Source organism: Mesorhizobium sp. B2-6-1 (assembly GCF_006440475.1).
GTDB lineage: Bacteria > Pseudomonadota > Alphaproteobacteria > Rhizobiales > Rhizobiaceae > Mesorhizobium.
The window spans coordinates 649,519-673,098 of sequence record NZ_VFUH01000001.1 but is presented as its reverse complement, the minus strand read 5'-3'; the positions used below and the strand labels follow the sequence as shown (position 1 = coordinate 673,098).

The window sequence follows — 23,580 nt, the reverse complement described above, 5'->3', positions numbered from 1 at the left end:
GGGCGGGAATTACCAGTGCATCGCGCCTTCAGGTGACGGCGAAGACGCCGAGCACGATCAGCAGGAATATGATCAGCACGATACCGATCAGGATGCGCGCGCCGGTGGCGGCCGCACCTGCTAATGCCGGCATGCCGAGCAGGCTCGCAGCGGCGGCGATAATCAGGAGAATGATGATCCATTTAAGCATGGAAATGCCTCGCAAAGCGATAGAAATCGAAGCCCCTTCAACAAACGCGCCGGTGGCGCTCGGGTTCCGCCGGCCGCGGCCGGCCCCGGTCAAAGCGCCGCTTCCTGCGGCACGTCCCAGACCTCACCTGGCCGCAAGGCGCGAAAACGTTCGCGCGGCAGGCCCTCGGCCTCCAGCGCCTCGTCGAGCTTGCGTGCCGGCTCGTCGATCGGTTCGTCGGTGAGCTGGAACGTGCCCCAATGGCAGCCGGCCGCATAGGCGGCGTTGCACAATGTCATGCCTTGCACCGCCTCCTCCGGGTTTTGATGCTGCGAGGCCATGAACCAGCGCGGCTCATAGGCGCCGATCGGCAGGATGGCGAAGCGGAAGCCGCCGTGCTTGTGAGCCATGAGCCGGTAGTTGATGCCGTCATGGAAGCCGGTATCGCCCGCGAAATAGATCCGGCCGGCCGGCGTCTCGATGACGAAGCCGGCCCATAGCGCCATGCGCCGGTCGCGTGTGCCGCGCGCCGACCAGTGATGCGCCGGCTCGACATGGACGGCCACGCCATCGCCGATGTCGACCCCGTCGCCCCAGTCATGCGCCGAGAGCCGCATGCCGGGAACCGCCCCGCCAATCAGGACGTCATTGCCGAACGGGGTCACCACCAGCGGGTCGTGCCTGGCCTTGAGCTGCTTCAGCGTCGCGATGTCGAGATGGTCGTAGTGATTGTGGCTGACCAGCACGAGATCGATCGGCGGCAGGTCGGCCAGGGCGATGCCCGGCGCGTTGACGCGTTTCGGCCCGACGAAGGAGAACGGCGAGGCCCGCAGCGACCATACCGGATCGGTGAGGATGTTCAGGCCCGCGGTCTGGACCAGCAGCGTGGAATGACCGACCATGGTCACGGTCAGGCCGGCGCCCTCGACACGTGCAGGCGGCTTTGCCTGCGGAAAGGGGCTCGGATTGGTGGCCGGCCATTTCGAGCGTTGGCCATTGAACTGCCATTTCAGCAGATCGGCGAAACGCGCCGGCGGCTGGCCGCCGGGATTGAAGAACAAGGTTCCGTCGAAATGATCGCTGGGCGGGCCGTTATAGTAGCGATTGGCGGCTTTCGGTCTCGCAGCCAATTTGCGGCTCCAGCGAATTTCGTCTTGATAGACATAGCCCTTGTGCCGGCTGGCGCAAGCGTTTGCCGGCCGAATGCCAACGGCCCGGGCGGCCGGCTTGAGTAGGATCGGATTGGGGAGGACGATGCCATGGCGATGAAGCGGACCAGGACACCATGGATGAAGGCCGGGGATTTCGGCCGCTCGCTGGCGCGCGGCATCGGCGTCAACCTGCTGGTGAGCGACATGGCGGCCATGGAAGCCTTCTGCCGCGACGTGCTCGGCGCCGATATCATCTATGCCGACGAGGATTTCGCGGCGATCGAGCTGCTGGGCTCGGTGTTCATGCTGCACGCCGACCATTCCTATCTCGACAATGCCATGACAGGGACGATCGCCGGCGCCGAGACACGCGGCGCCGGCATCGAACTGCGCCTTTACGGCGCCAATCCGGATGCGGTCGAGGCCGCCGCGCGCGATCACGGCCACATCGTGCTGGCCGGAGCGATCGACAAGCCGCACGGCCTGCGCGAGAGCTATGTCGTCGGACCGGACGGCTATATATTCGTGCCGAGCGCTCCGCTGGCCGGATGATAGCGACAAATTTGCAACAATTCTTGGCGCAAACCCTATTTTAACCATATCGGGTTGAAATTTCGCCACCTTCTCCATCTTGGTGGAGGGCGACATTGTGCGGACGGCAGCCCCGCCGGATCCGACGGAGGTTGAAATGACTTTTTCGAAAACAGCCCTGGTGGCCGTATCGCTGGCGGCGCTCGTTGCGAGCGGCTGCTCAACCTCACGGTTTTCCTCGATGGACGACCAGCAGCCGGCGCCGCTGCAGCCGGCGCCGTCCGGTCAGGTGACGGCCAACCAGTTGCCGCCCCCGGCCTCCCCCGGCACCACGGATCCTTCGCAATTCCCGACCGCCCCGCAGAACAGCCAGGTCGCCTCCTTGCCGCCGGACGGTTCGGCGCCGGCGGGTGCGCCGGACCTGACCGCGGCCAGTGTCGCCGGCGTATGGAACGCCAGCGTTTCCGGCCAGAGCTGCAAGGTGGCGACGCCGCAGACCAAATTCGGCGCCGGTTTCCGCGCCGGACCGCTGCATTGCCCGGCGCCGATCGACGGCATCAAGTCATGGAACGTCGCCGGCAAGCAGTTGACGCTTTACGATGAGAATGGCGGCACGCTGGCACGGCTCTATTCCTCGGGCGGCTCGAAATTCGACGGCCAGACTTCCAATGGCCTGCCGATCTCGCTTACAAGGTAAGCCAATCCCTCGACAACGACGTGACCTATGCATCTGCGTGACGGCCTCCAGACCCATGTGACCGTCAGGCAGCGTTACGACCATCTGGTCGACACCGGTGCCATCGAGCGCGATCCGGCGCAGGAGCGGATCGTCACCGCTCTCGACCGGCTGATATCAGAGATTTCGGTGAAGCGGCTGGCGCACAAATCGAGCGCGCTTGGCTGGCTCTTCGCCCGAAGGCGCGAGACGCACGAGGCGGTCAAGGGCCTCTACATCCATGGCGGCGTCGGCCGCGGCAAGACCATGTTGATGGACTTGTTCTTCGAGCTGCTGCCGGTGCGGCGCAAGCGCCGCGTGCATTTCAACGACTTCATGGCCGAGGTGCAGGACCGCATCCAGAAGCACCGGCAGGAGCGCAAGGACGGCACGGTGAGGGAAGACGATCCGATTCCGCCGGTGGCGCGGGCGCTTGCCGAACAGGCCTGGGTACTGTGTTTCGACGAGTTCTCGGTCACCGACATCGCCGATGCGATGATCCTGTCCCGGCTGTTTTCGGCGCTGTTCGCCAGCGGCGTGGTGCTGGTGGCGACGTCGAACGTGGCACCGGAAAATCTCTATCGCGACGGGCTGAACCGTCAGCTTTTCCTGCCCTTCATCGGCATATTGGAACGGCACGCGCAGGTGCTCTCGCTCGATGCCGACAAGGACTATCGGCTGGAAAAGCTTGCCCGTACGCCGGTCTATGTCACGCCCACCGATGCGGCGGCCGATGAGGCGATGGACGCGGCTTGGCAAACGATGACGCGCGGCGCGCCGACGGCCGAGACGTTGCTTGCCGTCAAGGGCCGGCAGCTGGCCGTTCCGCGCGCCGCCGGCGACGCGGCGCGTTTTTCCTTCGCCGATCTGTGCGAGAAGCCACTCGGCGCGCGCGACTATCTGGCCCTTGCCGACCGCTTCTCGACCATCTTTATCGACCACATTCCGGTGCTGGGTGAAGGCCGGCGCAACGAGGCCAAGCGCTTCATCCTGCTGGTCGACACGCTCTACGACCATCACATCAGGCTGGTGGTAAGCGCGGAAGCGCCGCCGCAGCAACTCTATGTGGCCAAGCGCGGCGTCGAGGTGTTCGAGTTCGAACGCACGGCTTCGCGGCTGATCGAGATGCAGAGCCGCGACTGGCTGGAGGATTGGGCGGAGCGGCGGAAGGCGAAGACGACGCCGGAGGCGCGGCAGGCGCCGGCTACGCCGCCTTCGTCCCAGGGCGGAGCGACGCAAAGCGAAGCGCGCACCCTAGGACGAAGATAGGCCGAACTCCTGTCAGCCTCGCTACAGTTGATAAACATACATGAGGAAGCTCTCTGCTGACTCGTGCGTCTCCTCGTGCGTCTCCTCGCGCGACTCGTAAAGCGCGCGGGCGGCACGGTTGTCCGGCTCGGTGCCGACCCAGGCTTCTTCGCAGCCATTCTCCCTGCCGATCGCAAACATCGCGTCGAGCATCTTTCGCGCGATGCCCTGGCGCTGGAAGGCCGGCGATACGCCGACCTCGTCGATGTAGAGCTCCGTCGCCTTGTCGGGATGACGGTGAATGATGGCGGCGCATTGACCGACGGTCACGCCGTCGGCGAGCGCCACGACCATGAAGTGGCCGGGTTCCCTGAGATAGACTGCCAATCGATCTGGCCTGACCGGTTCGTCGAACACATCCTCGGCGACCCGCATCACAAGGGCGTCATTGCCGGCATCAAGTCTTACGATCTCCATCTTCATCGTGTAGATTTTCCCCAGTCGAGTTTTCAAACTTTTACGTTTACGTAATTCCCGGTCACTCTAACCGATTGAAAACGCTCGCTCCAAAATAATCGTTTGAATTTACGCGGCGCCGGGGCTATTGGGTGCGGCGAAATCTCGCGGGATCCCCGCAGCATTCCGGTCTCTTCCTCGACGCCGTCATCAGATCGTCAGCGATTTGAGCGACATCACGAACAAAGGGAAACTATCCTGACATGGCACGCAACAAGATAGCGCTTATCGGCTCTGGCATGATCGGCGGCACGCTCGCTCACATGATCGGCCTCAAGGACCTCGGCGACGTGGTTCTGTTCGATATTGCCGAAGGCATCCCGCAGGGCAAGGGGCTCGATATTGCGCAATCGTCGCCGGTCGACGGGTTCGATTCCAGGCTGACCGGCGTCAACGACTATGCCGGGATCGAAGGGGCGGACGTCTGCATCGTCACCGCCGGCGTGCCGCGCAAGCCGGGCATGAGCCGCGACGATCTGCTCGGCATCAACCTCAAGGTCATGGAACAGGTCGGCGCCGGCCTGAAGAAGTACGCGCCGAAGGCCTTCGTCATCTGCATCACCAATCCGCTGGATGCGATGGTCTGGGCGCTGCAGAAGTTTTCCGGCCTGCCCAACACCCATGTCGTGGGCATGGCCGGCGTGCTTGACAGCGCTCGCTTCCGCTATTTCCTGGCCGAGGAGTTCAAGGTCTCGGTCGAGGACGTCACCGCCTTCGTGCTCGGCGGCCATGGCGATTCCATGGTGCCGATGATCCGCTATTCGACGGTTGCAGGCATTCCTCTGCCCGATCTCGTCAAGATGGGCTGGACCTCGAAGGAGAAGCTCGACCAAATCGTGCAGCGCACCCGCGACGGCGGCGCCGAGATCGTCGGCCTGTTGAAGACCGGCTCGGCCTATTATGCGCCGGCCGCATCGGCGATCTCGATGGCCGAAGCCTATCTCAAGGACAAGAAGCGTGTGCTGCCTTGCGCGGCCCACCTTTCCGGCCAGTATGGCGTGAAGAACACCTATGTCGGCGTTCCCGTGGTGATCGGCGCCGGTGGCGTCGAGCGCGTCATCGAGATCGAGCTTTCCAAGCCAGAGCAGAAGATGTTCGATAGCTCGGTAGCGGCGGTGCAAGGCCTGACCGAGGCCTGCGTCAAGATCGCGCCGCAACTCGCCTCGAAGTGAACCCCAGCAGCTGATCCGGAGACGATCCAGATGAACATCCATGAATATCAGGGCAAGGCGCTGCTGAAGGGCTTTGGCGCGCCGGTGGCCCAAGGCGTGCCGGTGTTCAAGGCCGATGAGGCGGAAGCCGCCGCCAAGGCGCTGCCCGGCCCGCTCTATGTGGTGAAGAGCCAGATCCATGCCGGCGGCCGCGGCAAGGGCAAGTTCAAGGAGCTCGGGCCTGACGCCAAGGGCGGCGTGCGGCTGGCCAAGTCGGTCGCCGACGTCGTCGCCAACGCCAACGAGATGCTCGGCCACACGCTGGTGACCAAGCAAACCGGCCCGGCCGGCAAGCAGGTCAACCGGCTCTATATCGAGGATGGCGCCGATATCGAGCGCGAGCTCTATCTGTCTGTTCTGGTCGACCGTTCGGTCGGCCGCATCGCCTTCGTCGTCTCGACCGAAGGCGGCATGGACATCGAGGCGGTCGCCCACGACACGCCGGAAAAGATCATCACCGTCGCCATCGATCCGGAAAAGGGCGTTACCGCGGATGACGTGAAGAAACTCAATGGCGCGCTGAAGCTCGACGGCGATGCTGCCAGGGACGGCGGCACGCTGTTCCCGATCCTCTACAAGGCCTTCGTCGAGAAGGACATGAGCCTGCTCGAGGTCAATCCCCTGATCGTCATGAAGAACGGCCGGCTGCGCGTCCTCGACGCCAAGGTGTCGTTCGACAACAACGCGCTGTTTCGCCATCCGGATGTGCTCGAGCTGCGCGACACCACCGAAGAGGACGAGAAGGAGATCGAGGCGTCGAAATACGACCTCGCCTATGTCGCGCTCGACGGCAATATCGGCTGCATGGTCAATGGCGCCGGCCTCGCCATGGCGACGATGGACATCATCAAGCTCTACGGCGCCGAGCCGGCCAACTTTCTCGATGTCGGCGGCGGCGCGTCGAAAGAAAAGGTGACGGCGGCCTTCAAGATCATCACCAGGGATCCGGCGGTCAAGGGCATCCTGATCAACATCTTCGGCGGCATCATGAAATGCGACATCATCGCCGAGGGCGTCATCGCCGCGGTCAAGGAAGTCGGCCTGAAAGTGCCGCTGGTCGTGCGCCTGGAAGGCACCAATGCCGAACTCGGCAAGAAGATCATCAACGACAGCGGCCTCAACGTCGTGTCAGCCGACGATCTTGACGACGCGGCCAAGAAGATCGTGGCGGCGGTGAAGGGCTGATCAAGTGCCTCCACGCAAGATAAACCTCGTCGAGGCTGCGGATGCGAAGATCGCGGATGTCTTCGATCCGCATATCGCCGGCGACGTCAATGACAGCCAGGCGAAGGTCGCCAAGTTCGGCGCGGTTTTCGACTGGCACGCCCATGACAACGAAGACGAAGCCTTCCTCGTGCTGCGCGGCCGCATCGCCATCGATTTCCGCGACGGTCCGGTCGAGCTCGGCGAAGGCGATTTCATCGTCGTGCCGCGCGGCGTCGAGCACCGGCCGCGTTCGCTGACACCGGAACCGGTGGTGCTGATGTTCGAGCCGGCGACGACGCTCAACACCGGCAACGCCAAGAGCGCTCTCACCGTCACCGACCTGAAGCGGCTCTGAACCATGAACGCGGCCTCCTTCTCCTCGCTCTCGCCCGATCACCAGCGCCTGCAGGCGCTGGTCGGCGCGTGGCGTGGCGAGGAAGAGGTCGCGGACACACAATGGGCCGATGGGGGCTCAGCGACTTCGGAAGTACTGGCAGAGGCACAGTTCGGCGGCCTGTTCGTAGTGCAACGCTATCGCCAGCGCCGCGACGGGACGATTTCGTTCGGCGCGCACAGCGTGTTCGGCTTCGACCGGCAAAACAGCCTTGTCACCATGCATCAGTTCGATTCGATGGGCTTTGTGCCGGCCTCGCCGGCCTCCGGCACGTGGGAGGGCAACACACTGACGCTGTTGCGCTCGTCGCCGCGCGGGGCCGCACGCGTGACCTACGCTTTCGACGGCAGCGACAGCTATCGCATGCGACTGCAATTCCAGCCCGTCGGCAGCGACGGCTGGCAAGACATGGTGAGCGGCCTCTACCGGCGCGTCCCGCCTTCCGTTTTGGGGGATGGCTGAGCGATGGAGATCCTGGGCAAAGCGGTTGAAGAAAGACACATAATCACACATATATTGGCTGTGTGTTTATGTGGAGACGAGCGATGAAGAACGTCACCCTGGCCATGGACGAGGCACTGCTTGAGAAGGCGCGAGGCCTTGCCGGACGTCGCAAGACGACGCTCAACGCCCTCATTCGTTCACTGCTTGCGCATGAAGTCGAGCAGGAAGATCGGATTGCCTGGGCCAAGGCGGGAATGAAGCGGCTTATGGACGAGGCTGCGAAACGGAGCGACAGCGCCGACACCCCCTACAAGTGGGATCGAAGGGACGCCTATGCCGACCGGGAAGATCGACTGCTTTCTCGACACGAACGTCCTGATCTACGCGGCTTCGGAGAAGAATCGTGACCCACGTCGCGCGCCAATCGCAGAAGACCTGGTATCGAGCACTATCTTTGGCGTGTCGGGGCAAACCTTGGCCGAATTCACAGCGGTGGCGCGAGGAAAATCCCTTCTGGGGGATGATCTGCTCGACCAATGGCTGGTCCTCCTCGGCACTTGTCCGCTGGTGCCTGTCGACGAAAGCTATGTTCGCGCAGGACTGGACCTCGCCCGCCGCTACGGAATTCACTACTACGACGCCGCGCTTCTTGCCGCAGCCGGATATCTCGGCGCGCCGATTTTCTACACCGAAGATCTCAACCACAACCAGGTTTATGGCTCGGTGCGAGCCGTCAATCCTTTCTTGTAATCGCTGAATTCAGAGGCGTTCTCACCATGTCCATTCTCGTCGACAAGAACACAAAGGTGCTCGTGCAGGGCCTGACCGGCAAGACCGGCACCTTCCACACCGAACAGGCGCTGGCCTATCACGGGACCAAGATGGTCGGCGGCATCCATCCCAAGAAGGGCGGCGAGACCTGGACCGGCGCCAAGGGCGAGAACCTGCCGATCTTCGCCACCGTCGCCGAGGGCAAGGCCAAGACCGGCGCCAACGCTTCCGTCGTCTATGTGCCGCCGGCGGGTGCTGCCGAAGCCATCATCGAGGCCATCGAGGCCGAAATCCCGCTCATCGTCTGCATCACCGAAGGCATTCCCGTCATGGACATGATCAAGGTCAAGGCGCGACTCGACCGTTCGACGTCGCGGCTGATCGGCCCGAACTGTCCCGGCGTGCTCACCCCCGACGAATGCAAGATCGGCATCATGCCCGGGAACATCTTCCGCAAGGGTTCGGTCGGTGTTGTTTCGCGCTCGGGAACGCTTACCTATGAAGCCGTGTTCCAGACCACCAATGTCGGCCTCGGCCAGACCACCGCTGTCGGCATCGGTGGCGATCCCGTCAAAGGCACCGAATTCATCGACGTGCTCGAAATGTTCCTCGCCGACGACGAGACCAAGTCGATCATCATGATCGGCGAGATCGGCGGCTCGGCCGAGGAAGACGCCGCGCAGTTTCTCAAGGACGAGGCCAAACGCGGCCGCCGCAAGCCGATGGCGGGCTTCATCGCCGGACGCACGGCGCCGGCCGGCCGCACCATGGGCCATGCGGGCGCGGTTATCTCGGGCGGCAAGGGCGGCGCCGAAGACAAGATCGCGGCAATGGAATCGGCCGGGATAAAAGTTTCGCCATCGCCGGCCCGGCTGGGCACGACGCTGGTCGAGGCAATTAAGGGCTAGTGAGTAGTCAATAGTGAGTAGTGAAAAGGGAAGAACGGGTGAGTAGCAGCTGAACGGGAAAGTCTTCATTTTTCCTACTCCTTACTGACTACTCACTATTCCCCTCGAAAGGAGACGGAGCCAGGCTCCGCAGACAAAATGGCACGACAAGATCAGGCCAACGACCAATTTTCGCTCACCTCTTTCCTCTATGGCGGCAATGCCGATTATATCGACGCGCTCTATGCGGCGTATGAGGACGATCCAGCCTCGGTCAATCCCGAATGGCAGGAGTTCTTCGCCGGCCTGAAGGACGATGCCGGGGATGTCCGCAAGAACGCCAAGGGCGCCTCGTGGGCCAAGCCCTCCTGGCCTCTGCAGGCCAATGGCGAGCTGGTGTCGGCGCTCGACGGCAATTGGGGCCTGGTCGAAAAGCACATCGAAAAGAAGGTCAAGGAGAAGGCTGCCGCCAACGGTGCCGCCCCTTCCGACGCCGACGTGCACCAGGCGACGCGCGATTCCGTGCGCGCCATCATGATGATCCGCGCCTATCGCATGCGCGGCCATCTGCACGCCAATCTCGACCCGCTCGGCATCGCCACGCTCGAGGACTATAACGAGCTGTCGCCGGAGAATTACGGCTTCACCGAAGCCGACTACGACCGGCCGATCTTCCTCGATAATGTGCTAGGGCTCGAATTCGGCACCATCCGTCAGATGCTCGACATCCTGACCCGCACCTATTGCTCGACGCTCGGCGTCGAGTTCATGCACATCTCCGATCCGGAAGAGAAGGCCTGGATCCAGGCGCGCATCGAGGGCGCTGACAAGGAGATCTCCTTCACCGCGACCGGCAAGAAGGCGATCCTGCAGAAACTGATCGAGGCCGAGGGCTTCGAGCAGTTCGCCGACGTCAAGTTCAAAGGCACCAAGCGCTTCGGCCTCGACGGCGGCGAAGCGCTGATCCCGGCGCTGGAACAGATTGTCAAGCGCGGCGGTCAGCTCGGGCTGAAGGAGATCGTGCTCGGCATGGCGCATCGCGGCCGCCTCAACGTACTCTCCCAGGTGATGGCCAAGCCGCATCGCGCCATCTTCCACGAATTCAAGGGCGGCTCGGCCGCACCCGACGAGGTCGAGGGCTCGGGCGACGTCAAATACCATCTTGGCGCCTCGTCGGACCGCGAGTTCGACGGCAACAAGGTGCATCTGTCGCTGACCGCCAATCCCTCGCATCTTGAAATCGTCGACCCGGTGGTGATGGGCAAGGCGCGCGCCAAGCAGGATTATCTGTTCGGCCGTGGCCGCGAGGAGATCGTGCCGCTGGAAGAGCGGGCCAAGGTGCTGCCGCTTTTGCTGCATGGCGACGCCGCCTTTGCCGGCCAGGGCGTCATTGCCGAAATCCTCGGCCTGTCCGGCCTGCGCGGCCACCGCGTTGCCGGCACGCTGCATTTCATCATCAACAACCAGATCGGCTTCACCACCAATCCGCGCTTCTCGCGCTCGTCGCCCTACCCGTCCGACGTCGCCAAGATGATCGAGGCGCCGATCTTCCACGTCAACGGCGACGATCCGGAGGCCGTGGTGCACGCCGCCAAGGTGGCGATCGAATTCCGCATGAAGTTCCACAAGCCTGTCGTGGTCGACATGTTCTGCTACCGCCGCTTTGGCCACAATGAGGGCGACGAGCCGGCCTTCACGCAGCCGATCATGTATCGCAACATCCGCACCCACAAGACGACGGTGCAGATCTATGCAGACCGGCTGATCGCCGAAGGGCACATGACGCAGGCCGAGTTCGACAAGCTCAAGGCCGACTGGCGGGAGCATCTGGAATCCGAGTGGGAAGTCGGCCAGCACTACAAGCCCAACAAGGCCGACTGGCTGGACGGCGCCTGGTCGGGCCTGCGCACGGCCGACAACCAGGACGAACAGCGGCGCGGCAAGACCGCGGTGCCGGCCAAGACACTGAAGGAGATCGGCAAGAAGCTGACCGAAGTGCCGAAAGATTTCGAGGCGCACAAGACGATCATCCGCTTCCTCGAAAACCGCCGCCAGGCCATCGAATCCGGCGAAGGCATCGATTGGTCGACGGCCGAGGCGCTGGCTTTTGGCGCCATCCTGCTCGACGGCAACCCGATCCGCCTCTCCGGGCAGGATTCGGAGCGCGGTACCTTCTCGCAGCGCCATTCCGTGCTCTACGACCAGCGCGACGAGACCCGCTACATCCCGCTCAACAATCTGTCGGCGGCGCAGGCCGGCTATGAGGTCATCAACTCAATGCTGTCCGAAGAAGCCGTGCTCGGCTTCGAATATGGCTACAGCCTGGCCGAGCCTAAGGCGCTGACGTTGTGGGAAGCTCAGTTCGGCGACTTCGCCAACGGCGCCCAGGTGGTGTTCGACCAGTTCATATCCAGCGGAGAGCGCAAGTGGCTCCGGATGTCGGGCCTCGTCTGCCTGCTGCCGCATGGCTATGAAGGCCAGGGACCGGAACATTCGTCTGCCCGGCTCGAGCGTTTCCTGCAGCTCTGCGCCGAGGACAACATGCAAGTGGCCAACTGCACGACGCCGGCCAACTACTTCCATATATTGCGCCGGCAGTTGAAGCGCGACTTCCGCAAGCCGCTGATCCTGATGACGCCGAAGTCGCTGCTGCGCCACAAGCGGGCGGTGTCGACGCTGCCGGAAATGTCGGGCGAAAGCTCGTTCCACCGGCTGCTGTGGGACGATGCCCAGCTCTTGCCCAACCAGGCCATCAAGCTGACCAAGGATTCCAAGATCCGCCGTGTCGTGCTGTGCTCGGGCAAGGTCTATTACGACCTCTACGAGGAGCGTGAGAAGCGTGGCATCAACGACATCTATCTGCTGCGCGTCGAACAGCTCTACCCGTTCCCGGCCAAGGCGTTGATCACCGAATTGTCGCGCTTCCGCAATGCCGAAATGGTGTGGTGCCAGGAGGAACCCAAGAACATGGGCGCCTGGTCGTTCATCGACCCGTATCTGGAATGGGTGCTGGCGCATATCGACGCCAAGCACCAGCGGGTGCGCTACACCGGCCGGCCGGCATCCGCCTCGCCGGCGACCGGGCTTATGTCCAAGCATCTCGCCCAGCTCGCCGCCTTGCTCGAAGACGCGCTCGGCGAGTAGGCAGAGTTGAGCGAATAGAACAGACAGACAACAAACGGACAGGCACAATGGCTACCGAAATCCGCGTTCCCACTCTCGGCGAATCCGTCACCGAGGCAACCATCGGCAAATGGTTCAAGAAGGTGGGCGATGCCATTGCCGCCGACGAGCCGCTGGTCGAGCTCGAAACCGACAAGGTGACGGTCGAGGTTCCCTCGCCAGGCGCCGGAACCTTGGGCGAGATCGCCGCCAAGGAGGGCGAGACGGTCGGGGTCGGCGCTCTTCTGGGCTCGATTTCGGCCGGTGGCGCCGCCGCACCGGTCACCAAGCCGCAGGCCGTGGCGCAGGCATCGAGCCCCGACGCCGCGCAGACCACCAAACAGGCCGCCGCCGAGACCGCCAAGGTCGCAGGCGACGCCGGTCCGGTCGAGCCGCGCACCATGCCGCCGGCGCCGGCAGCGGCGAAACTGATCGCCGAGAACAATCTGTCGGTCGACCAGCTTTCCGGCTCCGGCAAGCGCGGCCAGGTGCTGAAGGGCGACGTGCTGGACGCCATCTCCAAGGGTGCGCCGTCGCAGCCGGCCGAGACGCCGAAGGCGGCCCCGGCCCCGGCAGCGCCGGTTGCTGCCCGTGCGCCGTCCTCAGGCAACGACGCGGCGCGCGAGGAGCGCGTGCGCATGACCAAGCTGCGCCAGACCATCGCGCGCCGGCTCAAGGAAGCGCAGTCGACCGCCGCCATGCTCACCACCTTCAACGAGGTGGACATGTCAGCGGTGATGGCGCTCAGGACCAAGTACAAGGACGTGTTCGAGAAGAAGCACGGCGTGAAGCTCGGCTTCATGGGTTTCTTCACCAAGGCCGTCACGCACGCGCTGAAGGAAATCCCCTCGGTCAACGCCGAGATCGATGCCACCGATATCATCTTCAAGAACTACGCCCATATCGGCGTCGCCGTCGGCACCGAGAAGGGTCTGGTCGTTCCGGTGGTGCGCGATGCCGACCAGATGTCTATCGCCGAGATCGAGAAGGAGATCGGCCGGCTCGGCATCGCCGCGCGCGACGGCAAGCTGTCGGTCGCCGACATGCAGGGCGGCACGTTCACGATTTCCAATGGCGGCGTCTACGGGTCGCTGATGTCCACGCCGATCCTCAACGCGCCGCAGTCGGGTATTCTGGGCATGCACAAGATCCAGGACCGGCCCGTGGTGGTCGGCGGCCAGATCGTGATCCGGCCGATGATGTATCTGGCGCTGAGCTACGATCACCGCATCGTCGACGGCAAGGAAGCGGTGACCTTCCTGGTGCGCGTCAAGGAAAGCCTGGAGGATCCGGAACGGCTGGTGCTTGATCTGTGAGGCGGTCGGATGGCGGCTCGCGGTCGGAGTAGCCAATAATGGCCCTGTTCCCTGGGCCTGCCAGACCGATAGCGCTGGCGGCCGGTATGGCATTCGCCGCTGTCCACGCTAATGCCGCATGCCCGGCCGAACTCGCCGTCTACGGCGATGTCCAGAGCGGCAGTGAGATCAATTTTACGCCGACCGGCACGTCGGCGACCGTCACCAACACGTTCCGCTTGATCCTCGACAACGATGTGGTGCTGAACGGCATCGTCCAATGGAACGAAGGTGTTTCGCGGCCGAACGGGGCGCTGATGTACAAATGCCCGGGAGGCGACGTTACCGGCACCGAGCTTGCCGCCTGCACCTTGTGGAACGGCGTCATCTATACGTCGGATGAAAAGGGCAGCATCGGCCTGTTGCCGGCCGAAGGCGTCGAAGCACCGAAGACGCTGATCCTGCCCGATCTCGGTCCGGTGTTGCATCAATCCACCGCCTATGGCGGCGCCGGGTTTTCGAAAGTGCCGTCGGACGTGTTTGCCTTGAAGGGATGCCAGGAATGAGCGGGACGCAAAAGGTGCTGCTGGTCACCGGTGGCAGCCGCGGCATCGGCGCCGCGATCTGCCGGCTCGGGTCGAAGGCTGGCTATCGCGTAGCGGTCAACTACACCTCCAACCAGACCGCCGCCGAGGCGCTGGTCGGCGAAATCAAGGCCGCAGGCGGCGAGGCCTTTGCGGTCAGGGGCGATGTCGGCGTCGAATCCGATATCGTTGCCATGTTTGAAGCCGTCGACCGCGGCTATGGCCGGCTCGATGCTTTCGTCAACAATGCCGGCATCGTCGACGTCAAGGCGCGGGTCGATGAGATGGATGTTTCACGGCTGGAGCGCATGATGCGCATCAATGTCGTGGGGTCGTTCCTCTGCGCCCGCGAAGCGGTGAAGCGGATGTCGAGCCGTCACGGTGGGTCGGGTGGATCCATCGTCAACATCTCGTCGGCTGCGGCAGTTCTGGGCTCGCCGGGCGAATATGTCGATTACGCCGCGTCCAAGGGCGCGATCGACACCTTCACCATGGGGCTCGCCCGCGAGGTGGCGCTGGAAGGCATCCGCGTCAATGCGGTGCGGCCGGGCATCATCGATACCGAAATCCATGCCTCGGGTGGACAGCCGGACCGGATAGAACGGTTCCGCGATCTTCTGCCGATGAAAAGAGCCGGCACCGCGGATGAAGTCGCGGGCGCGGTTCTCTACCTGTTGTCCGATGCCGCGTCCTATACGACCGGCGCGATCCTGAATGTCAGCGGCGGCCGCTGAGCGCCCCAAGAAAAGGGAAACAAACATGGCTTATGACGTCGTAATCATCGGCTCGGGACCGGGCGGCTATGTCTGCGCCATCAAGGCGGCGCAGCTCGGGCTGAAGGTCGCGGTGGTCGAGAAGAACCCGACCTTCGGCGGCACCTGCCTCAACATCGGCTGCATTCCGTCCAAGGCGTTGCTGCATGCCTCCGAGATGTTCGCCGAAGCCGGCCACTCCTTCGACACACTGGGTATCGAAGTGACACCGAAGCTCAATTTGAAGAAGATGATGGCGCACAAGGACGCCACGGTGACGGCGAACGTCAACGGCGTCGCCTTCCTGTTCAAGAAGAACAAGATCGATAGTTTTCGCGGCATCGGCACGGTGGTCGCGGCGGGCAAGGTGTCGGTGACGAGCGAGGACGGCAAGGTCGAGGAAATCGAGACGAAGAACATCGTCATCGCCACCGGCTCGGATGTCGCCGGCATTCCTGGCGTCACGGTCGACTTCGACGAAAAAGTCATCGTGTCCTCGACCGGCGCGCTGTCGCTGGACAAGGTGCCCGGCCATCTCGTCGTGGTCGGCGGCGGCGTCATCGGGCTCGAGCTCGGCTCGGTCTGGGCGCGGCTCGGCGCCAAGGTCACCGTGGTCGAATTCCTCGACACCATCCTCGGCGGTATGGACGGTGAGGTCTCCAAGCAATTCCAGCGGCTGCTCTCCAAGCAGGGCTTCGAATTCAGGCTCGGCGCCAAGGTCACCGGCGTCGCCAAGGCCAAGAAGGGCGCCAGCGTCACTTTCGAGCCTGTGAAAGGCGGCGCGGCCGAGACGATCGAGGCCGATATGGTGCTGATCGCCACCGGCCGCCGCGCTTTCGCCGACAGCCTGGGCCTGAAGGAAGCGGGCGTCGAGGTCGATGAGCGCGGCCGGGTCAAGACGGACGCGCACCTGAGGACCAACGTACCAGGCATCTATGCCATCGGCGATGTCATCGCCGGGCCGATGCTGGCGCACAAGGCCGAGGATGAGGGCGTAGCGGTCGCCGAGACGATTGCCGGCCAGGCCGGCCATGTGAACTACGACGTCATTCCGAGCGTCGTCTACACCAGCCCGGAGATCGCTTCGGTCGGCAAGACCGAGGAAGAATTGAAGAAGGCCGGCATCGACTACAAGGTCGGGAAATTCCCGTTCACCGCCAATGGCCGGGCGCGCGCCATGCTGCACACCGACGGCTTCGTCAAGATCCTGGTCGATAAGGCCACCGACCGCGTGCTCGGCGTTCACATCGTCGGCTTCGGCGCCGGCGAGATGATCCACGAGGCGGCGGTGCTGATGGAATTCGGCGGCTCGTCGGAAGATCTCGCCCGCACCTGTCATGCCCATCCGACCATGTCGGAAGCAGTGAAGGAAGCGGCATTGGCGACGTTCTTCAAGCCGATCCATATTTAGAACGATCCAGGAAAATCATGAAACGGTTTTCCCGGGCAAGCGCGTAACGCTTCCCTTGAGGGAATTGCCTCCTTGCCTGCCCCAAACAGAACGGCCCACCGGAAGGCGGGCCGTTCTTCGTTGAAAGCCGTGGCCCGATTACTGGGCCGGTGCGGGAGCTGGGGCCGGCGCAGGAGCCGGTGTCGCCGGTGCAGGGGCCGGCGCGGGTGCTGGGGCAGGGGCAGGGGCAGGAGCCGGTTCGGCGGGCTTCATCGGCTCCGTGGGCGCTGGCGCCGGGGCCGGTGTGCTCGCGGCGGGCGGTTCGGTCGCCGGATGCTCACCACTTCTTCCGAAAACATAATACGCGACAATCGCCAGAATAACGACGACCAATGCAATCAGCCAAGGGCTGCCGCCGCCACCTGATCTGGGCGTGTCGTTTGATGGATTCGCCATAAAAGTGTCCTCCGTGGATGAAAATGATCAATCAACAGCCATCAACGCGCAACCGTTGATGGGGTTTCACGCTAGGGAAGGAAAGCGCCGAAAACGCGGCGCCTGATTCCTCCGCTGCCCACGCGACTCAATCGACAGCGGTGACAGTATAGCCGGCTTTGCGGAAATCCTCGACCAGGCCCTCGGGACCGGGCAGATGCAGCGCGCCGACGGCGATGAAGGCACTGCCTTTGGCGAGGAATGGTCCGGCATGATCGACCATCGCCTTGTTGCGGCTGGTGATCATGGTCTGCTCGAACGCCGCATAGCCTGTCGCGTCGCCCGTCTCGCCGGGCAGCACGGCGCGAAACAGCGGCCAAAACATGCCGGTCTCGCCGCGCTGGTAGAGCACGATCATGGTTTCGTTGACGTCGTTCATCTTGTCGCCGAGCTTCAGCGTGTCGACCAGTCCCTTCATGTGGAACGCCATCGGCAGCGAAGCCATGGCGCGCAGCTGGTCGACGACGGTTTCCAGCCCTTCGACGGATTTGCCGGAGGCCTTGGCATCCTCGGCAAGCTTGACGTCGAGCACCGGCACGCCGCCGGCCTTGCGGGCGAGCTCGCAGGCTGGAAGCGCCACCATGGCCGACAGCATCCACGGCTTCATCTTGGCGACGGTTGCCGGCGGGATGCCGCGTTCGTCGAGCGCCTTGTCGACCGCCGCGGCGTCGTCGGGCGACAGCAGCGACGACAGCGTGGTGCTGTCGGTGAACATCATCAGCTCCGGCTGCTTGAGCAGGGCCGCCATCATCTTCTGCTGGTCGAGCACTTCGGTGGTCTCGATGACGATGGTGCCGGCGCCGTCATAGGCCTTCTGCGCCGCCGGCGGCAGCGCTGTGACGCGCGGGTCGGTCATATGCATGGTGCCGAACAGGAAGGACGGCTGTTCGCCCGTCTTCTCCAGCTTCCACAGCAGGCCCTTGCCGTTCGGCGTTGCGGCGGCTTCCGCCTCGATCTTGCGGTAGGTGGACGGGTCACTTTTCTGCAACGCCGACAGCATGTCGGCGCCGGTGCAGGACGGGATTTCGGCATGCGCCTTGCCCGCCGCAAACAACAGGACGGCGAGCAGAGACAGGAAGAACAGCACATGGAACGCCAGGAGCAGCTTCAGCGAGAAGAGCGCAGCGCGGTCGGCGATGACGATGACCCGTTTCATGGTCCTTTCCTAAGCTGGAAAAACGGCAAAACGGTTAACCCGGAGAACGAAATTGTCTTCGGTTCAATCAGTTTTGACTATCGCTCGAATTACTGAACGGCTTGCGGTTGGTTGAGCCGCCCACCCCTCATCATCCCGTGGCGAAGTCCGGAAGCCTCGCGCAACCCCAATACTTCACGCCCTCGGGTGAGCCGATTCATAGATCTCCAACAGCCTCGACGTATCGACGCCGGTGTAGATCTGCGTGGTCGACAGGCTGGCATGGCCGAGCAGTTCCTGGATGGTGCGCAGGTCGCCGCCGCGGCCGAGCAGATGCGTGGCGAAGGAATGGCGCAAGGCGTGCGGCGTTGCGGTGTCCGGCAGGTTGAGCGCCGAGCGCAGCTTGGCCATCTCGCGCTGGACGATGGCCGGGTTGAGCGGGCCGCCGCGCGCGCCGCGAAACAACCGGCCCTTGGGGTCGAGATGGTAGGGGCACAGCCGGCGGTATTCGGCAACCGCCCTGAGCGCCACCGGCAGCACCGGCACCAGCCGCGTCTTGCCGCCCTTGCCGGTGACGCGCAGCACCGTGTCGGCCTCCGACGCCAGTTCGGCGCCGGCAAGGCCGAGCGCCTCGGAAATGCGCAGGCCCGAGCCGTAGAGCAGCGTCAGCACGGCGGCGTTGCGGGCGGCGATCCAGGGTTCCTCCGCCAATTGACCCTCGACGGAAACGACATGTTTTGCGTCACTGGCCGTCAGCGGTTTCGGCAGTGACTTTGGTTGGCGAGGCGCGCGCAGGGCCGCCGCGCCCGCTGCGTTGGCGAGACCACGCCGTTCCAGAAAGCGCAAGAGTGAGCGAATGCCGGCCAGCCCCCGGCCGAGCGTGCGGGCGCCTGCGCCTTCATTGCGGCGGGCGGCGAGAAAGCCGCGCAGGTCGGCCGGGCGCAGATCGGCGATGTCGGCTATGCCGGGCGGGCCGCCATTATGACCCGTCAGGAAATGCAGGAACTGCCTGGTGTCGCGCTCGTAGGCTTCCACCGTCTCGGGCGACAGCCGACGTTCTCGCGCGAGCATCTTGAGCCAGCTTTCGCGCGCCGCCTGGAGGTCGGGCTTTGCCGGGATAAGGAATTCCTGCATGGCGTCGTTCCGGTTCGCCGTCATTTTCCGGCAGCCGGGTTAGGAAGCGGTGAAGAGGCGTCATTGAAATGACAATCCGGTGGGGCTAGGAGTCGACCGGCGGCAAGTCAAAACCGTGGTGATTGGCCAAACGGGGTATCCGCAAATAGAGAGTTGCAGGGACGAGACCCGTGAGCCTTTCTGAACTGCCGTCGGTTTTGATCACAGTAACGGAAGGGATCCACGGGTCTGCGCAGTCGCTTCGTGCCTGCTCCGCCCGTGGATGACGAAGGTAAAAGCGCGCCATGAGCAAGCCCCAGAACCCCGTCCAGATGGCCGTGATCGGCGCCGCCCACGGCATCAAGGGCGAATTGCGCGTCAAAACCTTCACCGGCGATCCGCTGGCGCTCGCCGATTACGGGCCGCTTTATGCGAAGGACGGCCGCGCCTTCCAGATCATCGACATAAGGCCCGCCAACACCGTGGTCGTGGTGCGCTTCAAGGGCGTCAGCGACCGCAACGCGGCCGAGGCGCTGGCCGGCACGGAGCTGTTCGTCGATCGCTCCATGCTGCCCGATGACGGCGAGGAAGACGAATTCTATCATGCCGACCTGATCGGTCTGGAGGTTCGGGACGATACGGGAGCCGTCCTTGGTAAGGTCGTCGCCGTGCACAATTTCGGCGGCGGCGACATCCTCGATGTGACGCTGGCCGGACGCAAGGGCGTGTTGATCCCGTTCACGCAGGCCGCGGTGCCCGAAGTGTCCATCGCCGAGGGTTTTGTGCGCGTCAACCAGGCGGCGGCCGGACTGGTCGAGGACGAGGACGGCGAAGCGCCGCGCGAGGAAGGCTTCGACCCGAAGGGCAGGCCGCGCGGCCCGAGGGACGCCGGGGGCAACCGGTGAGCTTCTCCGCCTCCGTGCTTACGCTCTACCCGGAAATGTTTCCGGGTCTGCTTGGCCTGTCGCTGGCCGGGCGGGCGCTGGAGGCCGGTACATGGTCGCTGCAGGCGATCCAGATCCGCGACTTCGCAACCGACCGCCACCGCACTGTCGACGACACGCCGGCCGGCGGCGGCGCCGGCATGGTCATGCGCGCCGATGTCTTGGCCAGGGCGATCGACCATGCCTCGCCCGAAGGCGATTTGCGGCCACGGCTGCTGATGAGCCCGCGTGGAAAGCCGCTGACGCAGGCGCGCGTGCGCGAACTGGCCGCCGGGCCGGGCGCCGTCATCCTGTGCGGCCGCTTCGAAGGCATCGACCAGCGGGTGATCGACGCGCGAGGATTGGAGGAAGTCTCGGTCGGAGACTTCATTCTGTCCGGTGGCGAGCCGGCGGCGCTTGTGCTGCTCGACGCGGTCGTGCGGCTGCTGCCCGGCGTCATGGGCAATGCCGTGTCGGGTGAAGAAGAGAGCTTTGAAAACGGCCTGCTCGAACACCCGCACTACACGCGGCCGCAGGATTTCGAGGGCCGGCCTATTCCCGAGGTGCTGACCTCGGGCAACCACGGCAAGATCGCGGCGTGGCGGCGGGCACAGTCGGAGAAGCTGACTCGAGAACGGCGGCCGGACTTGCTCGGCTCTCCTCAGCCCTTGGCGAAATAGTAGAAAGCCAGGAACAGCCCGACCGCGACGACGAAGCCACGCACCACGTTCTGCGGCACGCGCTTGGCGATCCACACGCCGGCATAGCCGCCCAACGCGCCGCCGGGGATCATGATGATCGCTTGCGGCCAGGCGACGACGCCACCCGAGACGAAGACGACGATGGCGACCGCTGCGATGACCATGGCCAGCATGTTTTTCAGCGCGTTCAGGCGGTGGTAGTCGCCGGCCTGGGTCAGGCCGAGCGTCGCCAGCATCATCACGCCCATGCCGGCCCCGAAGAAGCCGCCATAGATGGCGGTGACGAACTGCGCCAGCGAGCCGGCCAACGAGCCCACAGAAGCCTCATGCCCCGGCTTGGGTGCGGGCTTCAGCCACGGCCCGGCGGCGAACAGCGCCGTCGCGGCCAGCAGCAGCCACGGCACCAGGACGCGAAATGACGGATTGTCCAGCGCCAGCAGGATGAGTGCGCCGGCCAGTGCGCCGAGCGCCGATATCAGGCAGAGCAACAGGGCGCCACGCCAGAAATGGCGGATGTCGTCCCGGTAGGCCAGCGTCGAGGTGATGTAGCCAGGAAATTGCGTCACCGAGGAGGTCGCGTTGGCGACGATCGGCGGCAGGCCGACCAAGGTCATGGCACCGAAGGTGATGAAGGTGCCGCCGCCCGCGACCGCATTGGCGGCGCCGGAAAGAAAACCCGCCATGAATAGCAGGACCGCGTCGAAAAAGGACATGAGGATGCCGCCGGAGAACTATGGTTGCCCCGCCTTAGGCAGCTTGAAGGGCCCTTGCAACCCGGTAGTGGACAGATACGATGGTGCACGCGAGCAAAAAAGACGCGGCCAAGACGTGACAAAGCGTCGAAATAGCTGTATGTGCCCGCCGAACCGGGAGAAATCTGCCGGACCCGTCAACAATGGCGGTGTAGTCGCCCCTGCCCGATGTTTTCGAACAAAGGGCATAGCCTAGCGGTCATTGGAACTGCAAGGCGAGCGCCGGGCGCTCTGACTGTCGGAAGAACAAGAAGTGGATTATTGAGATGGATCTCATCCGTCAGATCGAGGCCGAACAGGCCGCCAAGATCGAAGCAAAGCGCAAGCTTCCCGAATTCCAGCCCGGCGACACCGTGCGCGTCCAGGTCCGCGTGACCGAAGGCACCCGCACCCGCGTCCAGGCATATGAAGGCGTCGTCATCGCCCGTGCCGGTTCGGGCTTCCAGGAAAATTTCACCGTCCGCAAGATCTCCTACGGCGAAGGCGTCGAGCGCGTGTTCCCGGTGTTTTCGCCAATGGTCGAAGGCGTCGAGATCGTGCGTCGCGGCAAGGTGCGTCGTGCCAAGCTCTATTACCTGCGCGACCGTCGCGGCAAGTCGGCCCGTATTTCGGAGAACACCGGCGTGCGCGCCCGCAAGCTCAATGATGAGGAGCGCGATGCGCTGAACGCCGAGAAGGCGCGCATCGAGGCCGAGAAGGTTGCCGCCGCGCAGGCGCTGGCCGCCGAGACAGCCGCCAAGGAAGCCGCCGAGAAGAAGGCCGCCGACGAGGCCGCGAAGGCTGCGGAAGCCGCCGCCGCCGAATAAGGTTTAGACAGATATTCTTAAAAAAGGCGGCTTCGGCCGCCTTTTTTCGTTTCGGAGCCCGCCTTTTGCCAAATGCGGGCTTCCAAAGCGGGATTGATTTCTATAATACGATAGACTAAATAATCGTGTACAATCTAATTTTCGGAGACTTGATATGACCGCACTCTATTCGACCCAGGCTCGTGCCGTCGGCGGCCGCGCCGGCCACGTCCAGACCGATGACGGCCTGCTCAGCCTCGATCTCGCAATGCCGAAGGAGCTTGGCGGCAAGGGTGGCGCCACCAATCCCGAACAGCTTTTCGCCGCCGGCTATGCCGCTTGCTTCGAAAGCGCCATGCGGTTTCTCGCCGGCAAGCAGAAACTGCCGCTGCGCGATGCCTCGGTGACGGCCACTGTCAGCCTCCATCCCAACGGTCAGGGCGGTTTCCTGCTCGGCGTTTCCCTGGCGGCCGAGACGAAAGGTCTTGATCAGGCGGCCGCCGAAGCGCTTGTATCGGCAGCGCACCAGATCTGCCCCTACTCCAACGCAACCAGGGGCAATATCGAGGTGGCGATTTCGGCAAAGGCGACATGACGGCGAAAACCAAAGACACGGCCAACCAGGTCCCGGCGGGTGACGCCGGGACAAGCGCGGTCCCAAGGCTCAGCGACCAGCTCTGCTTCGCGCTCTATTCGGCGAGCGGATTGATGACGAAGCTCTACCGGCCGTTGCTCGATCCGCTTGGCCTGACCTATCCGCAATATCTGGCCATGCTGGCGCTGTGGGAGCGCGCGCCGAGCACGGTGGGCGAGCTCGGCGAGGCGCTGGGCCTCGATTCGGCGACGCTGACGCCGCTGCTCAAGCGGCTCGAGGCCGGCGGCCTGGTTACGCGCCGGCGCGATCCTGCCGACGAGCGCCGCGTGCTGGTCGAGCCGACAGCCAAGGGCCAAGCCTTGCGCGAGCGCGCCAGGGACATCCCCGCCGCCATGCTCTGCAGCCTGCCGCTCGACCCAGCCGAGTTGAAGTCGCTGCACGGCACGCTGACCCGCTTCGTCGCCGGGCTGCGCGAGGCCCATGCCGGAGCGCCGCAGCGCGGCTGATCGGCCACGGCAAGGATCGTTCCCCAAAATCCCGGCCGAAAGTATCTATTTGCGTTTTTCGCCGGCCGTGGCGCAGCGGAGCGTCTTGCATGGCGCTTGCGGAGAGCTAAAGTCGGCGCCGGATTTCCTTTGCAAGCCCGGCCCGTGTC

26 protein-coding genes are annotated in these 23,580 nt (G+C 64.0%); 20 read left to right on the top strand and 6 right to left on the bottom strand.

Annotated elements, in window-relative coordinates; translation table 11 throughout:
* Positions 1-28: 28 nt before the first annotated feature.
* Both FJ443_RS03520 and FJ443_RS03515 read right to left on the bottom strand, forming a co-directional pair.
* On the bottom strand, positions 29-190 hold the full coding sequence (locus FJ443_RS03520) for a DUF1328 family protein (RefSeq protein ID WP_140518074.1): 162 nt from the start codon (positions 188-190) through the stop codon (positions 29-31).
* 89 nt (positions 191-279) lie between these two features.
* Positions 280-1,299, bottom strand: a complete 1,020-nt coding sequence (locus FJ443_RS03515; protein WP_140662768.1) for an MBL fold metallo-hydrolase — start codon at positions 1,297-1,299, stop codon at positions 280-282.
* A 129-nt stretch (positions 1,300-1,428) separates the two neighbouring features.
* Between FJ443_RS03515 and FJ443_RS03510 the strand changes: the two genes are divergently transcribed.
* The 3 genes from FJ443_RS03510 (at position 1,429) to zapE (ending at position 3,835) form a co-directional block, all read left to right on the top strand.
* Positions 1,429-1,872: a hypothetical protein gene (locus tag FJ443_RS03510; RefSeq protein ID WP_140492821.1), complete on the top strand. Its 444-nt coding sequence runs from the start codon at positions 1,429-1,431 to the stop codon at positions 1,870-1,872.
* A gap of 136 nt (positions 1,873-2,008) precedes the next feature.
* Positions 2,009-2,548: a protease inhibitor Inh/omp19 family protein gene (locus tag FJ443_RS03505; RefSeq protein WP_140492818.1), complete on the top strand. Its 540-nt coding sequence runs from the start codon at positions 2,009-2,011 to the stop codon at positions 2,546-2,548.
* A gap of 27 nt (positions 2,549-2,575) precedes the next feature.
* Positions 2,576-3,835 (top strand): cell division protein ZapE, encoded by a 1,260-nt coding sequence (gene zapE, locus FJ443_RS03500; protein WP_140566682.1) that lies wholly within the window; start codon positions 2,576-2,578, stop codon positions 3,833-3,835.
* A gap of 21 nt (positions 3,836-3,856) precedes the next feature.
* Here the strand turns inward: zapE and FJ443_RS03495 are convergent, their stop codons facing one another.
* Entirely contained in the window at positions 3,857-4,297 is a 441-nt protein-coding gene (locus tag FJ443_RS03495) for a GNAT family N-acetyltransferase (protein ID WP_140662765.1), read from the bottom strand.
* Positions 4,298-4,533: 236 nt separating this feature from the next.
* Between FJ443_RS03495 and mdh the strand changes: the two genes are divergently transcribed.
* From mdh to lpdA, 12 genes are all read left to right on the top strand, one after another.
* The gene (mdh, locus tag FJ443_RS03490) at positions 4,534-5,502 is read left to right on the top strand and encodes a malate dehydrogenase (RefSeq protein WP_140492808.1); all 969 of its coding nucleotides are present in this window, start codon (positions 4,534-4,536) and stop codon (positions 5,500-5,502) included.
* A 30-nt stretch (positions 5,503-5,532) separates the two neighbouring features.
* A complete protein-coding gene (gene sucC / locus FJ443_RS03485; protein ID WP_140492804.1) occupies positions 5,533-6,726 on the top strand; it encodes an ADP-forming succinate--CoA ligase subunit beta in 1,194 nt (397 codons plus the stop codon).
* A 4-nt stretch (positions 6,727-6,730) separates the two neighbouring features.
* The gene (locus FJ443_RS03480; RefSeq protein WP_140524969.1) at positions 6,731-7,102 is read left to right on the top strand and encodes a cupin domain-containing protein; all 372 of its coding nucleotides are present in this window, start codon (positions 6,731-6,733) and stop codon (positions 7,100-7,102) included.
* Between the two features lie 3 nt (positions 7,103-7,105).
* The gene (locus tag FJ443_RS03475; protein WP_140662763.1) at positions 7,106-7,603 is read left to right on the top strand and encodes a DUF1579 family protein; all 498 of its coding nucleotides are present in this window, start codon (positions 7,106-7,108) and stop codon (positions 7,601-7,603) included.
* 83 nt (positions 7,604-7,686) lie between these two features.
* On the top strand, positions 7,687-7,992 hold the full coding sequence (locus FJ443_RS03470) for a hypothetical protein (RefSeq protein ID WP_140492797.1): 306 nt from the start codon (positions 7,687-7,689) through the stop codon (positions 7,990-7,992).
* A complete protein-coding gene (locus tag FJ443_RS03465; protein ID WP_140662761.1) occupies positions 7,919-8,335 on the top strand; it encodes a PIN domain-containing protein in 417 nt (138 codons plus the stop codon). Before FJ443_RS03470 ends, FJ443_RS03465 begins: the two co-directional genes overlap by 74 nt.
* Before the next feature lie 26 nt (positions 8,336-8,361).
* Complete coding sequence (sucD, locus tag FJ443_RS03460) at positions 8,362-9,264, top strand: succinate--CoA ligase subunit alpha (RefSeq protein WP_140518080.1); 903 nt, start codon at positions 8,362-8,364, stop codon at positions 9,262-9,264.
* A gap of 138 nt (positions 9,265-9,402) precedes the next feature.
* Positions 9,403-12,387 (top strand): 2-oxoglutarate dehydrogenase E1 component, encoded by a 2,985-nt coding sequence (locus tag FJ443_RS03455; RefSeq protein ID WP_140662759.1) that lies wholly within the window; start codon positions 9,403-9,405, stop codon positions 12,385-12,387.
* A 47-nt stretch (positions 12,388-12,434) separates the two neighbouring features.
* Positions 12,435-13,721 carry a 2-oxoglutarate dehydrogenase complex dihydrolipoyllysine-residue succinyltransferase gene (gene odhB, locus FJ443_RS03450; RefSeq protein ID WP_140524967.1) on the top strand — a complete coding sequence of 429 codons (1,287 nt, stop codon included), beginning with the start codon at positions 12,435-12,437 and terminating at the stop codon, positions 13,719-13,721.
* 86 nt (positions 13,722-13,807) lie between these two features.
* Complete coding sequence (locus tag FJ443_RS03445) at positions 13,808-14,266, top strand: hypothetical protein (protein WP_181173422.1); 459 nt, start codon at positions 13,808-13,810, stop codon at positions 14,264-14,266.
* Positions 14,263-15,018: an SDR family oxidoreductase gene (locus FJ443_RS03440; RefSeq protein WP_140662757.1), complete on the top strand. Its 756-nt coding sequence runs from the start codon at positions 14,263-14,265 to the stop codon at positions 15,016-15,018. Before FJ443_RS03445 ends, FJ443_RS03440 begins: the two co-directional genes overlap by 4 nt.
* 25 nt (positions 15,019-15,043) lie before the next feature.
* On the top strand, positions 15,044-16,447 hold the full coding sequence (gene lpdA, locus FJ443_RS03435; protein ID WP_140662755.1) for a dihydrolipoyl dehydrogenase: 1,404 nt from the start codon (positions 15,044-15,046) through the stop codon (positions 16,445-16,447).
* 562 nt (positions 16,448-17,009) lie between these two features.
* Here the strand turns inward: lpdA and FJ443_RS03425 are convergent.
* Positions 17,010-18,077 (bottom strand): TraB/GumN family protein, encoded by a 1,068-nt coding sequence (locus FJ443_RS03425; protein ID WP_140662754.1) that lies wholly within the window; start codon positions 18,075-18,077, stop codon positions 17,010-17,012.
* A gap of 174 nt (positions 18,078-18,251) precedes the next feature.
* Positions 18,252-19,190, bottom strand: coding sequence for a tyrosine recombinase XerC (locus FJ443_RS03420; RefSeq protein WP_140492761.1), 939 nt, complete (start codon positions 19,188-19,190; stop codon positions 18,252-18,254).
* 284 nt (positions 19,191-19,474) lie between these two features.
* Between FJ443_RS03420 and rimM the strand changes: the two genes are divergently transcribed.
* Positions 19,475-20,074, top strand: coding sequence for a ribosome maturation factor RimM (rimM, locus tag FJ443_RS03415; RefSeq protein WP_140518088.1), 600 nt, complete (start codon positions 19,475-19,477; stop codon positions 20,072-20,074).
* Complete coding sequence (trmD, locus tag FJ443_RS03410; protein ID WP_140492755.1) at positions 20,071-20,772, top strand: tRNA (guanosine(37)-N1)-methyltransferase TrmD; 702 nt, start codon at positions 20,071-20,073, stop codon at positions 20,770-20,772. Before rimM ends, trmD begins: the two co-directional genes overlap by 4 nt.
* Here trmD and FJ443_RS03405 read toward each other — a convergent pair.
* A complete protein-coding gene (locus FJ443_RS03405) occupies positions 20,754-21,506 on the bottom strand; it encodes a sulfite exporter TauE/SafE family protein (protein WP_140518089.1) in 753 nt (250 codons plus the stop codon). The two genes, trmD and FJ443_RS03405, sit on opposite strands and share 19 nt — an antisense overlap.
* Positions 21,507-21,811: 305 nt before the next feature.
* Here FJ443_RS03405 and rplS point away from each other — a divergent pair, with 305 nt between their 5' ends.
* The 3 genes from rplS to FJ443_RS03390 all read left to right on the top strand — a co-directional run bounded on the left by rplS (position 21,812) and on the right by FJ443_RS03390 (position 23,431).
* Positions 21,812-22,351 carry a 50S ribosomal protein L19 gene (gene rplS, locus FJ443_RS03400; protein ID WP_140518090.1) on the top strand — a complete coding sequence of 180 codons (540 nt, stop codon included), beginning with the start codon at positions 21,812-21,814 and terminating at the stop codon, positions 22,349-22,351.
* 154 nt (positions 22,352-22,505) lie between these two features.
* Positions 22,506-22,925: an organic hydroperoxide resistance protein gene (locus tag FJ443_RS03395; RefSeq protein ID WP_140492746.1), complete on the top strand. Its 420-nt coding sequence runs from the start codon at positions 22,506-22,508 to the stop codon at positions 22,923-22,925.
* Positions 22,922-23,431: a MarR family transcriptional regulator gene (locus tag FJ443_RS03390; protein WP_140662752.1), complete on the top strand. Its 510-nt coding sequence runs from the start codon at positions 22,922-22,924 to the stop codon at positions 23,429-23,431. The genes FJ443_RS03395 and FJ443_RS03390 overlap by 4 nt, the downstream gene beginning before the upstream one ends.
* The last annotated feature ends 149 nt before the right edge of the window (positions 23,432-23,580 follow it).

Coding starts and splice junctions, on each gene's coding strand:
- FJ443_RS03520 (WP_140518074.1), bottom strand. CDS start 190: ATGCTTAAATGGATCATCATTCTCCTGATTATCGCCGCCGCTGCGAGC.
- FJ443_RS03510 (WP_140492821.1), top strand. CDS start 1,429: ATGGCGATGAAGCGGACCAGGACACCATGGATGAAGGCCGGGGATTTC.
- FJ443_RS03505 (WP_140492818.1), top strand. CDS start 2,009: ATGACTTTTTCGAAAACAGCCCTGGTGGCCGTATCGCTGGCGGCGCTC.
- zapE (WP_140566682.1), top strand. CDS start 2,576: ATGCATCTGCGTGACGGCCTCCAGACCCATGTGACCGTCAGGCAGCGT.
- FJ443_RS03495 (WP_140662765.1), bottom strand. CDS start 4,297: ATGAAGATGGAGATCGTAAGACTTGATGCCGGCAATGACGCCCTTGTG.
- mdh (WP_140492808.1), top strand. CDS start 4,534: ATGGCACGCAACAAGATAGCGCTTATCGGCTCTGGCATGATCGGCGGC.
- sucC (WP_140492804.1), top strand. CDS start 5,533: ATGAACATCCATGAATATCAGGGCAAGGCGCTGCTGAAGGGCTTTGGC.
- FJ443_RS03475 (WP_140662763.1), top strand. CDS start 7,106: ATGAACGCGGCCTCCTTCTCCTCGCTCTCGCCCGATCACCAGCGCCTG.
- FJ443_RS03470 (WP_140492797.1), top strand. CDS start 7,687: ATGAAGAACGTCACCCTGGCCATGGACGAGGCACTGCTTGAGAAGGCG.
- FJ443_RS03465 (WP_140662761.1), top strand. CDS start 7,919: ATGCCGACCGGGAAGATCGACTGCTTTCTCGACACGAACGTCCTGATC.
- sucD (WP_140518080.1), top strand. CDS start 8,362: ATGTCCATTCTCGTCGACAAGAACACAAAGGTGCTCGTGCAGGGCCTG.
- FJ443_RS03455 (WP_140662759.1), top strand. CDS start 9,403: ATGGCACGACAAGATCAGGCCAACGACCAATTTTCGCTCACCTCTTTC.
- odhB (WP_140524967.1), top strand. CDS start 12,435: ATGGCTACCGAAATCCGCGTTCCCACTCTCGGCGAATCCGTCACCGAG.
- FJ443_RS03445 (WP_181173422.1), top strand. CDS start 13,808: ATGGCATTCGCCGCTGTCCACGCTAATGCCGCATGCCCGGCCGAACTC.
- FJ443_RS03440 (WP_140662757.1), top strand. CDS start 14,263: ATGAGCGGGACGCAAAAGGTGCTGCTGGTCACCGGTGGCAGCCGCGGC.
- lpdA (WP_140662755.1), top strand. CDS start 15,044: ATGGCTTATGACGTCGTAATCATCGGCTCGGGACCGGGCGGCTATGTC.
- FJ443_RS03425 (WP_140662754.1), bottom strand. CDS start 18,077: ATGAAACGGGTCATCGTCATCGCCGACCGCGCTGCGCTCTTCTCGCTG.
- FJ443_RS03420 (WP_140492761.1), bottom strand. CDS start 19,190: ATGCAGGAATTCCTTATCCCGGCAAAGCCCGACCTCCAGGCGGCGCGC.
- rimM (WP_140518088.1), top strand. CDS start 19,475: ATGAGCAAGCCCCAGAACCCCGTCCAGATGGCCGTGATCGGCGCCGCC.
- FJ443_RS03405 (WP_140518089.1), bottom strand. CDS start 21,506: ATGTCCTTTTTCGACGCGGTCCTGCTATTCATGGCGGGTTTTCTTTCC.
- rplS (WP_140518090.1), top strand. CDS start 21,812: ATGGATCTCATCCGTCAGATCGAGGCCGAACAGGCCGCCAAGATCGAA.
- FJ443_RS03395 (WP_140492746.1), top strand. CDS start 22,506: ATGACCGCACTCTATTCGACCCAGGCTCGTGCCGTCGGCGGCCGCGCC.
- FJ443_RS03390 (WP_140662752.1), top strand. CDS start 22,922: ATGACGGCGAAAACCAAAGACACGGCCAACCAGGTCCCGGCGGGTGAC.